Annotated in this window: 7 protein-coding genes; all 7 read right to left on the bottom strand. The window is 39.6% G+C overall.

Translation table 11 applies throughout. The annotated features are described in order from the left end of the window. Window positions 1-2 precede the first annotated feature (2 nt). A complete protein-coding gene (locus ACO1QW_RS15955; RefSeq protein ID WP_486260230.1) occupies window positions 3-1,676 on the bottom strand; it encodes a glucoamylase family protein in 1,674 nt (557 codons plus the stop codon). A 9-nt stretch (window positions 1,677-1,685) separates the two neighbouring features. Beyond that, a complete protein-coding gene (locus ACO1QW_RS15960) occupies window positions 1,686-3,161 on the bottom strand; it encodes a glycoside hydrolase family 30 protein (RefSeq protein ID WP_486260232.1) in 1,476 nt (491 codons plus the stop codon). A 21-nt stretch (window positions 3,162-3,182) separates the two neighbouring features. Further along, a complete protein-coding gene (locus ACO1QW_RS15965) occupies window positions 3,183-4,619 on the bottom strand; it encodes a glycoside hydrolase family 30 protein (RefSeq protein WP_486260233.1) in 1,437 nt (478 codons plus the stop codon). A gap of 24 nt (window positions 4,620-4,643) precedes the next feature. Continuing rightward, entirely contained in the window at window positions 4,644-7,940 is a 3,297-nt protein-coding gene (locus ACO1QW_RS15970; RefSeq protein ID WP_486260235.1) for a VCBS repeat-containing protein, read from the bottom strand. 94 nt (window positions 7,941-8,034) lie between these two features. After that, entirely contained in the window at window positions 8,035-8,892 is an 858-nt protein-coding gene (locus tag ACO1QW_RS15975; protein WP_486260237.1) for a LamG domain-containing protein, read from the bottom strand. Window positions 8,893-8,927: 35 nt separating this feature from the next. Further along, window positions 8,928-10,484, bottom strand: a complete 1,557-nt coding sequence (locus ACO1QW_RS15980; protein ID WP_486260239.1) for a RagB/SusD family nutrient uptake outer membrane protein — start codon at window positions 10,482-10,484, stop codon at window positions 8,928-8,930. Window positions 10,485-10,487: 3 nt separating this feature from the next. Beyond that, entirely contained in the window at window positions 10,488-13,844 is a 3,357-nt protein-coding gene (locus tag ACO1QW_RS15985) for a TonB-dependent receptor (protein WP_486260241.1), read from the bottom strand. Between the last annotated feature and the right edge of the window lie 16 nt (window positions 13,845-13,860).

The following is a 13,860-nucleotide window of genomic DNA, read 5'->3' on the forward strand; positions in this document are numbered from 1 at the left end:
CTTTATAAATAAGGTGCCGTAAATCCAAGGGATAACATACCTGCTTTTACTTCAGGACAACTCGTAAACAAGTTCCACAACAAACTACTTCGATGATTTTCGATCATGACAATAATAGGCGCCTGGTCAATTGCCAGGAATGAGTTTGCAAACCAAGGTTGTTTCAATGAAAACGCATCTACAAATCCATACTCCTTCCACAACTTATCGCCCAACACATAATAGAAAAACTTCAGCGCCTTCATACTTTCTGTGGGAGTATAAGGCATTGACGACAGTGCAGCAGTAGGTGCAATCACACCAATGTCGTTTGTGGGCGAGCTTGCGGTATAGCCATTAGGAATATCGCTTGCTGTCAATCCCCAAACAGAATCGCTGTAGCCATAATGATTATTTGGATTAACAACACTATGCTGATAATTAATGCGTGAATGATTTCTTGTTTGTGTCACGTAGTTTGCATAAACATCAGAAAGACCATTCGGATTTATACCTAAGAATGAATAATGCGAAAAAAACATCGGGCCGCCATAAGCACTACCAAGTGGTAATGGAATATTGTAATAAGAATTACCGTTGATAAATCCGTTTGTTCCGTTGGCAGTCCATCCGCCCGTGTAAACAGATTTTGGAATGCCGTATGTTGGAGAAGAAGCAGCCAGCACATAGGTAATTAAACATTCGTTCCAGCCACGTATCGGCAAATTCATTTCCCAATTATAATTCTCACTCCAATGCCAGTACAATACCTGTTCATTATTTTTCCGGAACCAACTCCACTCTACAGCATTATACAAAGCAGTAATATCATTTCTCAGATTTACTTCCGCAGCGTCAGTGCCATTAAAATACTGTCTGGCCGTTAACAACCCCATCATGAGAAAAGATGTTTCAACTAGATCTGCACCATTATCTTTTGTACTAAAGGCAACCGTAGCACCAGTAGCTCCATTTAGCCAATGCGGAAATGCACCATGATATTTTTTTGTGTTGGTTTTTAAAAAGGCAACAATAGTTTGCATGCGTTGCAAGCCTTGCGCCTTCGTAATAAAGTTGCGGCTGATGGCAGCTACCATTGCCATAATACCAAAACCAGAACCACCTGATGTTACAACATCGCCCGATGTATTTCTTTCTCTTGCCAAACCACTTACAGGGTGTGCAAAATCCCAGAAATACTTGAAGGTTTGCTGTTGTACTTTGTCAAGTAACTCATTGTCTGTTATTAACGGAAACTTTCTTGATGAATCGATTTGTGTGATGAATCGTTGATCAACAGAAGAAACAAAATCGGCTCCTGCCGCTGATTTTAAAGAAGCATCAATCGTAAAAAAATATTGTGTAAGCCCGGCCAAAGCTGCTACCGGCTGCGCAACCACAACAGAATCTTTACTTTCATAAGATATAGTCAGGGCTAACGCAGAATTAGTTCCATCTGATAATTTCAATGCATTTGCAACCGTGCTCTGTTTAACGGGGCTCGAAAAACGCATGCGTATAATTGGTTGCCTGTTGATGCCATACAGCGTTGTTCCCCATCCGTTACCATTTAACTGAATTGTACTTAACATCAGCTTCGGAGCTGGCGGCACAATTGTTGGTTCCGATGATTTCTTCTTACAGGAATAAAAAGAAAACATCACCATAGAAAGCAATATGACAAAACCGTTCTTCATTATAGCTGCTTATTTTATAATATAGGTGTTGATGGAATGGGGTAATGCTTTCGCCTGCGCTGCCTTACCATCGATCCACAAAACAAAATCAGTATTAATATTTCCCTGGTTCATTACCACAACAACTATGCTACCATCGGGATTATGAAAAGCTGTTGACAATAATTGACTACGGCTGGGGCTGCTGATAATTCTTTTTGCACCTGCCTGGATGAACTTAGAAAAATGACCAATATAGTAATAGGAGTTAGTGTAAAACAGTTCACCTGTTTTAGAATGACCATGCACCGGTGCAAAACAAAAATTGCCTGCATGATTTGGTCCGCCGGTTTCGTCGAGCAGAATATTCCAATCGGTAAAGCCAACCATACCATTATTAAAATCATTGATCATTGAGCGACCGTAACGTTCGCCCAAAGCCCACCAGTTGTATTTTGTTGAATCAAACTTTTCTACGCAGCCTTCAGTGAACAAAATATTTTTATCAGGAAATGCCTGGTGCACTAATCCTACATTTTCAAACATGGGATCACCGCCACTCCAATTCTCATACCAATGCATACCGATGCCCCATGCATACTTTGATGCTTCAGGATCGTTAAAATAAGTTGATGCACGTTGATAAATGAGATCACGGTTATGGTCCCACACAATTATTTTCTTATCCTGTAATCCTTCTTTATGCATTGTTGGACCAAGATGATTCTTTAAAAAATCACGTTCTTCTTCGGCAGTGTACAAACAACTTTCCCAACGTTGTTTTGCCATTGGTTCATTCTGTACAGAAATACCCCACACTGGAATACCTTCCGCTTCATAAGCTTTGATGAATTTTGTATAGTAAGTTGCCCAGGCCGGCGCAAATTCTGCTTTCAACTTTCCTCCCTGCAACATGTCATTGTTATCTTTCATCCAGGCCGGCGGACTCCATGGACTTGCAAAGAATGTTACTGACCCGCCAGCTGCTTTCATAGCGGCTTTGATCATGGGAATTTTAAACTTCCTGTCATGATCAATATTGAATGACTTTAATTCTTTGTCGTCATCAGTAACATAGGTGTACATATCACTGCTGAAATCGCAACTGTTGATATTTGTACGCAAAATAGAATAACCAATACCATTCTCTTTATCAAAATATGCTTTCAATACTTCGGTTTGTTTATCAGCAGGAAGCTTGGCTAATGTTTCTGCAGAGGCATCAGTAATGGCCGCACCAATACCCATAAAGGTTTGATCGGTTTTTGATGGATCAACAAATACGCAAACCTGTGTTTCAAAAGGCTGTCCGAAATCTGCAAAGCTTGTTGTGTCGGTTGCAGATAATCTTAAGCTGCTGCTATCTGCTGTAGTAAAAGCAAATACTTTTTTCCCTTCTGTAGAAAATGATGCAGCATTAGCGCCGGAACTTTTTGTGTCTGTATTCTTTTTTTCAGCACACCCAATCATTTGCAGCAGAACTGCTGCGAATAAAATTTTTTTCATCTACATTTTATTTTAAGCGTATTACCATACATAAGTTCCCACTGCACCTACAGGCAAACCCGTGGCAGCAACTTTCCCTTTATACTTTATGTTGAAGATGGCCGTTGTGCCGCCATCATTTACAGCAATCAATACTTTCTTTCCTGCGGGTGTAAGAAAAGCGACGTTGCTCACGCCAGCAATGACGTTGCTCTCGATACGAACTGATCCTTGTGGGACAAAACGTGATGCGTGTGCAATAATGTAATAAGCAACGTTCCTGCTGAATGATGAACCACTGATGGTTATTGCTCCTTTACATTCTGTACAACCTCCCGGAGTATGCGGACCAAAGGAAGGATCATTTGCAACATTCCACTCCAACGCAATTTTACTCCAGTTGCGCATTGATCCGATGACCACATTTTTTACATGCCAGGTAAGATCCCCTGCAAACGTTCCGTTAGCTCCTGTCCATTGTTCTGTGAAATAAAGATTTTTCGTTGGATGCGCATTATGTACTGTTGACAGAGCACTAATATCGCCGGCATATAAATGAAATGCAGATCCGTCAACAAATGCTTTTGCAGCAGGATCATTTAAAACTGTGATGGGATAATTTGGATTGTCACAATTATGATCCCACACAATAATTTTTGTAGTGATGTTGGCAGTTGCAAAAGCAGGCCCTAAATGATTCTTTATGAAATCAGCTTGTTGTGTTGCAGACATTAACATGCTTGGATTATTACCACCATGCTGCGGTTCGTTCTGAATGGTGATTGCATCAATTGTAATTCCTTTTGCTTTCATGGCCTGTATGTACTTCACAAAATATTGCGCATATACTGAATAATATTGCGGCAACAAACTTCCACCCATGCTGTTGTTATTGTCTTTCATCCAGGTTGGCGGACTCCATGGCGAACCCATGATCTTGATTGAAGGATCGATAGTAAGTATTTGTTTCAGCACGGGTATAAGATCAACCGTATCCTGTGAAAGACTAAAATTAGCAAGCGTAGGATCGGTTTGACCTGCCGGCAAATCATTATAACTAAAAACAGATGGACTGAGATCTGACGCACCAATACTGATACGCAGGTAACTCACATTGATGGCGTTGTTACTGTTACCAAATAATTCATTTAGTAATGCAGCAGATTCGGATGTGCCCATTCGTTTAATGAGGTAGGCACTGCCCCCCGTCAACGTGTACCCAAACCCATCGATCGATTGATATTTAATTGTGGAATCAACATCAATCGTATTATAACCATTGTTTGTAGTGGTAAAACCCAGTGTTGAAGTTTGCTTTTGAAGCAACGATGTTTGATCTGTTTTTGTAAGCCAGAAATCAACTTCATTAACAGTAGTTGTAGGAGGATTTGTTTGTCCGCCATTATCTTTTTTACTGCAATCGCCATAAATAAAAAGTGTGCTGATTGCTATAATCGTGTAAAGACTATTTTTTTTCATTTCAGAAGGTTTCTTAATGACTAATTAATTATTGACCGGCTGATAAAAACTCAGCGGCTTATTATTTCTGGCAATTATCAACACCGGTTTATTTCCCTGCACAGCGAGCCATTTCATATCTCTTACTTCACCATCCACGTCAATCATATTTTTAGTTATGGTGAAATTGTTTTTTATTTTATCGAATGAAATCGAACCGGGACACAAAGCATCATAACGTCCTTCATAAGGAATAGTGCCATAAAAATTACCTGCTGCTAAAAAGTTGCCTGGTTTAATTGAAGCAAATGAAAATACCGGGGCCAGTTGCAGCTCGACGGGCAGTTCTATTCTGGTAAAGTTTCCTTTGCCATCGTTTATAAAAGCGGAAGAACTTAGTGTTTCCGCTTTTAATTCAGTGTAATCTTTAAACAGATCGTAGAACATATACTGTACTGTTTTACCCGCCACTTCACTGTATTGGAGATAATGTTTTTTCAAAACCGGCAAAGCACGTTCTAATTCATCTTTAGCAAGAAAAGTATACTCTTCACCTGCAACAGTGTAAGCCATCACCTGCTCAACTGAACCATTGCCATCAAAATCTTTTACATATAATTTCAACGGACCATCCTTGCCTGCCCATAACTTCGAATTATGTCCCCAATTTCCTGCCAATATATCTGTATGTCCATCTTCATTTATATCGGCAGTATAAATTGTTTGCCATAAACCGGTGGATGTTGGAATATCAGTCGACGTGAATTTTCCATTCTTATTGATAAATATTTTCAGCGGCATCCATTCGCCTGTCACAACTAAATCCATCCAACCATCCTTATTCATATCCGCAAATGATGCAGAGGTAACCATTCCCATATTTGCAAGGTCAATTACAACAGATGATGCAGTTGTAAAATTTGCTTTACCATCATTCAACAATAAGTAAGAAGGTTGTGTTTTGCCAAATTGCTTTGCGTCAACCAATCCACCAACAAACAGATCAATGTCACCATCTTTATCAATATCTGTTGCACTTGCACAGGATTTATTCTTCAACAAATTTGGAATCTTGTTATTTGCTGGAAGAAAATGTCCGGAGCCATTGTTCATATATAAATGATCGGACAACGAACTGTCGCCATCTTTATATTCATTACCTCCACTCACTACGTATAGATCCTGGTTGCCATCATTATTAGCATCGAAAAAAACAGCATCAACTTCCTCACTCATTTTTGATTTAGAAAAAATAGCTGTGTCCGTGCTTGTAAATTTTCCTGCTGCAGTTTGTAGCATTAATTTTCCTGGTTGGCCCGATGCGCCACAAACATAAAAATCCTGCAGGCCGTCTTTGTTTACATCCGCAACAGCAATCTTAGGCCCTTTGGTTGACAGCTGGTGAGGAATAAGATATTGCTTATTGTAATCAAGAAAATCATTTTCAACATGCGAGTAATTCACCATCAGCTGCGTAGTGATGTCATTGAATTGTTTTTGTTTTGAAGGGAACCATGTTTCATAATTAAATACTCCTCCTGCTGCAGATTGATTTACTTCCATAAAACCTCTTGCAGGAATATTTTTAACCACCTGGAACTTTTGATCGGGCCATACAACAAGAACGCTATCGATATACCTGATGCTATCCAACCCGAAATGAAGCTTTGTATCGCTTGACGATTGAAATCCTCTTGTAAGCATCAACTGCTGGTATTGCACTTTGCCTGCAGAATAAACCCATGCCTTTGAACCAATACCATATGTGTTTGCAGTGTTGCCAACAAAAGCAATGTCGATTGTAAGTTTTGCAGGCGATTGGTTTTTCAAGATCAATGATGGTGCATTAATGCAGTTGATCACCACATCAAGATTGCCATCGTTATCTAAATCGGCATAGGAAGCACCGTTAAAATATCCTTTCATATCGAGTGTGCCCCACTCTTTACTTACATCTTTAAAGTTCATGACACCATCACCTTTATAAAAAAAAGGATGCGAGGCACCATCAGGCATTTTATCAATGGCCATTTTATCATACTGATTTCCTTTGCCTGCATCTGTTTTCAACACCAGATCAGAAACAAACCGCACATAGTCAAGATCAACAGGTCGCTTTACAATTCCTGTTGAAATAAAAAGATCTTTATTGCCATCATTATCAAAATCAGCAAACAATGGACTCCAGCTCCAATCAGTGGCAGAGATGCCACTTTGCAAAGCCGTTTCACTATAGCTTGAGCCGTTACCATTATTCAATTGCAAACAATTTCTTGAAAACTGATTTTGATAACCGTGACTCATCAGTTTATACTTATACGTATCAGGATTTTCATCGCTGCCATATGTCTTCAATACTTTTTCATCATAAGGAAGCATATCAACCGTTACAATATCCAATTGTCCATCGTTATTAATATCCGCTGCATCATTCCCCATACTGAAACGACTATAATGTTTGAAATGCTTTGCTCCGCTTTCACTAAATGTTCCATCGCCGTTATTCAGGTAGTAATAATCATTCTCATGAAAATCGTTCCCCACATAAATATCTTCCCAGCCATCGTTATTAAAATCGGCAACAGCTATTCCCAATCCATAACCCAAACTACTTTGATAAATACCTGCCTCGGCTGACACATCTTTAAACTTATCACCTGATGAAATATCATTTCTAAAAAGCAGATCACCCGATAACATATCCGGTTTTCTTCTTGCTGTTGTGTCAAAAATATTTTCGTTTGGTTTTTGTGAATGATTGAGCAGGTAACAATCAAGATCACCGTCATGATCGTAGTCGAAAAAAGCAGCCTGAGTACCAAAGCCTGAAAAATTCAATCCATATTTTTCCGCACTTTCTGTAAATGTACCGTTGCCATTATTGATGAAGAGTTCATTTTGTCCTTTCAAACCATGATGAAGACTTGATGCAGAGACATAAATATCCAGCAAGCCATCAGCATTTACATCGGCCATGGTAACACCTGAACACCAATCGGCAGTTCCCTTTACGCCTGCTTTCTCCGTTATATCTTCAAACTTGAAATTGCCTTTGTTTAAATAGAGTTTGTTGTTGCCTTTTGAATTCGCCGTAAAATAAATATCAGGCAACCCATCTTTATTTATATCACCCGTAGCTACGCCGCCACCGTTATAGAAATACAAATAGTATAAGATGTTAAACATGTCTTTGTCTTTCACTTCATTTACAAATTGAATATTTGTTTGTGAAGAAGGAAGACTTGCGAATACAGGATTATCTTTCTCGCCTTTACATGAACTAAATAAAACAATGAACCCAACTGCAAGCAAAGCAATAGAGAAAGGTTTCTGATGAACCATACAAAAAAGAAGAATTAAAACAAATCAAGAATAAAAGGGCTGAAACAAAATTTGTTCAGCCCTTTTTTATCGATACCAACTGCTAAGAAACATTTTACATTTTACCAGCGAACAGCGTTTCAACTTCAGCTGCGGTAAGGGCTTTGCTGTATAATCTGAATTGATCTATCCCCCCTTTGAACGAACCGGCCAGCCAATCATCGGAATTAAAGCTATTCGACGGACCCGCCCCAATTCTAAAATCGGTGATTTTATTGCTCGCCAAAGCCAATGGGCCATGACCTGTCCAGGTTTTCGTATTTGGATTTTGCACACCATCAACATATAATTTAACGGTGCTGGTTGTTGCATCATATACAAGAGCAAGATGATGCCATTGGTCATTCAGCAATCCGGGAATAGTTTGGCTTCCTTCCCAAGTAAACCAGGGATCAGAGCCGCCAGTACTATTTGAACTTATGTACATGCTTTTTATTGCGACGCCAGTGTTATTACCTTCAATAAACAAAAAGCTAACTGCGTTACTCCAATGAAAATTATCAGCCGCTCTCATAGAATATATATATTCCGGGCCGTTGGTTCCGCTATTGTTTTTTGTTTGACCATTCTTTTTAAACCACACAGAAACTGAAAAACTGCTGCTTGATGTCCATGTGTTAAAAGAAGGATACTTCACATATTTCTGGTTTACACCAATTAATGCTTTTCCTCGTACTCCATCACCAGACGTGAATGGATTGTCACTCGGAAAAAGTGCACGAATGCTATCCACTCCATTCATTAATGGATTAGTAGAAGTGCCATCGAAGGCAGCATAAAACGCCAATGGACCATCAGGAGGATTACTGTCGGTTGGATAATTTCCAAGTGCGGGCTTGTTCATTTTCTGACAGCTGAACAATGCCAGCATCAGCACTGCTGAAGCAACAAATATTTTTAAACCATTTTTCATAATTGTATTGTTTATGATTTGAACAAAAATGTTATTTATGGCCATTCAGGATTTTGCGAAAGCTTTGGATTTGAATTCAAAGCCGAATTCGGAATTGGATAAAACCTGTGTTTGTTTTGGTAACCCAGTGGACCCAAAACAGTAACGGCATCGCCCCAGCGAACCAAATCGAAGAAGCGTTCAAACTCCATTGCAAACTCTGACCTTCTTTCCTGTTTAATGGCTGTGCGCATCTGGGCCTGGCTGGCGAATGCGATATTTGGAAGACCTGCCCTTGTTCGCACCATGTTCACCCATGTTGTAGCATCGGTTGTATTTTGGGCGCCACCAATTTCATTGGCAGCTTCCGCAGCCATCAGGTAAACATCAGCCATTCGAAACACACGTTGATTCACCCATGTGTTTTGCGCTTCGTTGTTTGGAGTTCCTAAACCAGCTGCCTGGTAATCGGTATAACGGTTATATACTTTTTTATTCCAGTACAATGCATTGGTAAGGTTCGGAAGTGTGAGTCCGAAACCACCTGTGTTGGTACCACCATCAGATTGATTGGAGTAAAGAATAGTTGCTTCTCTACGTAAATCTGAAGCTTCGTATGAACCTGCAAGACTTGGAGTTGGTGTATTCCATCCCCAACCGAGATCCCATGTGCCCGAACCACGCACACCTTGGGTTTGACCCAAGCGGCTCCAGTAAGTATCACCATCACCGGCAACTTTGCGAGATTGAATTTCGAAAATAGATTCTTCACTCAATTCACCTTCTGTTCTGAAAATTTTCCAATAAGGAGTATACAAAGGTGCAGTTGCACCAGCAGCCCTGCCAGCCATTACTTGTTTACACAATGCAAGTGCTTCAGGCCATTTTTGCTGATACAGTTTCACTTTTGCTAAGAACGTTCTTGCAGCTGCTTTGTTAAGCCTTCCTGCAAATTTTGCTTCCCAACTAATCGGCAAATGTTCTTCAGCATAAGTAAGATCGGCTTCAATAAACGAATATATCTCGGCAACGGTTGATTTTTCTTTATGACCATCTGTTGGTGTTACGATCTTAATATCGATTTTAGGTACAGCACCATATGTTCTTACCAAATCGAAATAAGAATATGCCCTGAAAAATCTTGCTTCAGCAACATTTATTAAAGATGCAGGGTCGGTATAATTTCCTTTTACTGCTTCATCAAGTGCATCGTTACAAAGGCCGATAAATACATAGTGCTTATCCCAATATAAACCTGCACCCCAATCGTCTTTTGTGTATTGAAAATTATCGTACGTCTGATGCCATGCAGTAGCGCCGGGATCGGAAACAATTTCAGCATCATCCGAACGGAAACCATTCATAGCTATATAAGGAAGACTTTGAAAACCATCTCCACAATACGGATCGGCTTTTGAATTACGGATAGCACCATAAAGACCTAAGGCTTTTCCTTCAAGCGCACCGATGTTCAAATCATTTTGTGTAGCCGCTAAAGGCTCCCTGTTCAGAAACTTTTTACACCCAGACATGGAAACAATTGCAGGAACCGCAATCATTGTTCCGATAATCAGCTTCTTAATATTATTCATGTCCATAATTTTAATGTTCATTAATTAGAAATTAGCATTCAATCCAAATGTGATCACTCTGGGAATAGCGCTTCCCGCATTTCCAAAGTCCATTCCAAAACCTAACGCATCACCTGCAAATTCAGGAGAGTAGCCCATGTTTCTTTTCCAGGTCTTCAGGTTTTGTGCAGTTAATGCTAACCGTATGTTTTTAATCGCTGACGTTTTTTGGAAATTATTGAATGTGTATCCGAGGCTTAGGTTACGAATACGGAAATAACTACCGTCTTCAATACCATATGTCGATGGAGCCCTGTTAATAAGATGCAACTGGTTTACAATAGGAATTGAACTAGATGTTCCAGCACCTGTCCAACCTTGTGTATAATATTTAGGATAGTTATACAGAGAGTTCTTTTGTTCTGATGTTCCCCAAACCCTGTACACTTCAGCACCATAACTTCCTGCTAAGTCAATACCAAGATCGAACGATTTGTAACGAAGCGTTGCATTGATTCCATATGTAAAATCAGGAGTAGGATTTCCAATAATGGTTTTGTCTCCATCGTTTACAATCTTATCACCATTCAGATCTTTATACTTCAAATCGCCAGGTTTTGCACCGCCACCGTTGATGGTATTAACAGGTGAACCAAGAATATCAGCATAAGATTGATAAACACCTTCTACAACTAACCCATAAAAATACCCGATTGGATAACCTGTCTGGGCCTGGTTAGGTGTTTGCTCACTCGATGAAATATTTGGTCGGCTGGGATACTCAAGATGCAGTACTTTGTTTTTGTAAGTAGTAAGGTTTCCACCAACTGTAAGTGTTAAATCCTGTGTGAGGTTTTGATTATAGTTAGCCATAAACTCAAAACCATTATTGCGGATTGAACCGTTATTTGTAAGTGTTGGTAAAATACCTGAAGGGCGAAGAAGCACGATGAGGTTGTCAGTTTTCTTGTCGTAGTAATTCACTTCAACATTCAACCGGCCTTTTAATAATTGCGCTTCAAGTCCAACTTCACTTGACTGAACAGTTTCCCAGCGAAGATTTGGATCATACAGGTAATCTGCTTCGTAAACCGGTAAAAGGTTATCACCAAATACAGCTGATGAGTTAGAAGAAATTGTTGGATATGCAGGATATGCTTTGCCCTGAGCGGTAAAGTTACCCAGTAAGCCTGTTGATGCTTTTAATTTCAGGAAGCGGAAGATATCCTGGTTATCCATGAATTTTTCTTTCGTGATTTCCCATGCAGCCCCTACAGCCCAGAAATTCTGGAATTTATCATTATGATTTCTGCTGATCTGGCTTGCACCATCTCTTCTGAAACTCGCATTGAAGTAATACTTGTTTTGATAATTATACAGCAAACGTGCTAAACCGGATACAGTAGTGTATTCACTCTGACCAGCAGGAATAACACTTTTCACTTCACCAAAACCTGTATTGATGTACCAAAAACGCTTGTTATTAGGAATGATATTTCTTCCTTCAACTGATTGCGAAACTGTAGCAGAAGATTGCTCGTATTTAGAATAGTAGGTTGTAAAACCCCCAGTTAAAGTAAATGAATGATCTGCAACTTTCTTTTTATAAGTTGCAATATAATCCTGTTGAAATGCTCTTGTATTGATCAGGTCTTCACGTACCGCCGTTAATGTATTGCGTCCAATCACCTGGTCGCCGGTTAAAGATGGATCATACAAATCATACAAAGAAGTGTATTCCCTATTTGTTCTCCAGCTCATGTCAGCATACCATGTACTGCGGAAGTTTAAATCTTTCAGGATGTTGATATCAACAAATGCACTTCCTACAAAACGGTAACGGTCATCGATCTTTTTATCCCAGTTGTTCTCCAATGAAGCCAAAGGATTTGTTTCTGAGTTCTGCACAATAGGAACTGCAGAGTACAATTGATAATTACCAGAATCTACACCGTATGGATTTTTTGTATAGTATTCCTTAGTATTTGCTGAAACGATCGGCAAAATGCGACGTGCATTTTCTAACGCTCCGCTGTTATAAGGTAATCTTTCTTTAGTGCTGATGATATTGAAACCAAGTTTCCAGGTTTTATTTATTTTAAACTCGTCGTTTAAATTGAGTGTAAGACGATCGTAACGTACATGTTTCACCAAACCTTCATCATAGTTATAACCAAGGCCCATGTGAAAACGATTCTTATCTGTGCTTCCATCAATACTTAAATTGGTAGCACTGAATTGAGCCGTACGTGTAACTGCATCGATCCAATCTGTATTACCTGTGAAAGCCGACATACCCGCACCACCAACATTATTTACAAAGCTCAGTAATGAAGCTGCTGAAGGATCGTCGAACACACGGTTATTCGCTTCAAATGTTGCAAGTGCTCTGAATTCATCGCCGTTTGCAAGTTCAATTTTATCAACCAGGCTTTTTACGCCATAAGTTGTATTGAAGTTGATGTTAACCTGCCCTGCTTTCGCTTTCTTAGTGGTAACAACAATTGCACCTGCCGCACCTTTAATACCGAAGATGGCAAGTGAAGAAGGATCTTTCAATACTTCAACACTTTCAATTTCACTTGGATTAACAAAATCCATGTTATCACTAAAAATACCATCAATGATATAAACCGGTCTGATAGAACCAACACTGATGGTGCCACGAATACGCACATCAGGCGTTGATCCGGGAATACCGCTATTCACAATATTTAAACCGGCTACTTTTGATTGCAATGATGATAAGGGATTGGTGTTTGGTTGTGATGCGATATCACTTCCTTTTACTTTTACAATAGAGCCCGTTAAATCTCTTTTGGAAGCAGTACCATAACCAATAACAACCACCTCATCCATTTTTTGAGTTGATTGCACCAGCTTAATAGAAAGTTGTTGCGTTCCTGCAACCGAAACCTCAGTTGACAGGTAACCTACGGCAGAAATTACCAACACTGCATTTTCAGGAACAGTAATAGCAAAATTACCGTCGCCATCAGTAACGGTACCATTGTTCGTTCCTTTTAAAATAACTGAAGCTGCAGAAATCGGTTCGCCGGTTTCGCTTGTTACTTTCCCGGTTACACGTATATCTTTTTCTTCAGGATTTGAAGAACGTATGGCAACAAGATTGTTATCAAGTTGAACATAAGTGAGACTTGTACCAGCAAACAATTGTTGCATGGCGTCTTTTATGCCCAGGTTCTCGAATTCAACAGTTACTTTTTGTTTAAGGTCTTTGAGTTTTGAATTGTAGAGAAATCTGAAATCTCCTTGCTTTTGGATGCTGTTAAGCACCTGCGAAATTTCCGTGTTTTGAATTTTGAGTGTAATTGTTTGTGCAGTGAGCCCTGCCGAGGCATGAAACGTACACAACACAACCAGTAGGATCGTTAGTTTCATAATCAATAGCGGCTTT

The organism is Lacibacter sp. (assembly GCF_057361365.1).

What these genes read in the sequence shown, in the direction of transcription:
- ACO1QW_RS15955 (WP_486260230.1), bottom strand. Translation starts at nt 1,676, where the DNA reads ATGAAGAACGGTTTTGTCATATTGCTTTCTATGGTGATGTTTTCTTTT.
- ACO1QW_RS15960 (WP_486260232.1), bottom strand. Translation starts at nt 3,161, where the DNA reads ATGAAAAAAATTTTATTCGCAGCAGTTCTGCTGCAAATGATTGGGTGT.
- ACO1QW_RS15965 (WP_486260233.1), bottom strand. Translation starts at nt 4,619, where the DNA reads ATGAAAAAAAATAGTCTTTACACGATTATAGCAATCAGCACACTTTTT.
- ACO1QW_RS15970 (WP_486260235.1), bottom strand. Translation starts at nt 7,940, where the DNA reads ATGGTTCATCAGAAACCTTTCTCTATTGCTTTGCTTGCAGTTGGGTTC.
- ACO1QW_RS15975 (WP_486260237.1), bottom strand. Translation starts at nt 8,892, where the DNA reads ATGAAAAATGGTTTAAAAATATTTGTTGCTTCAGCAGTGCTGATGCTG.
- ACO1QW_RS15980 (WP_486260239.1), bottom strand. Translation starts at nt 10,484, where the DNA reads ATGAACATTAAAATTATGGACATGAATAATATTAAGAAGCTGATTATC.
- ACO1QW_RS15985 (WP_486260241.1), bottom strand. Translation starts at nt 13,844, where the DNA reads ATGAAACTAACGATCCTACTGGTTGTGTTGTGTACGTTTCATGCCTCG.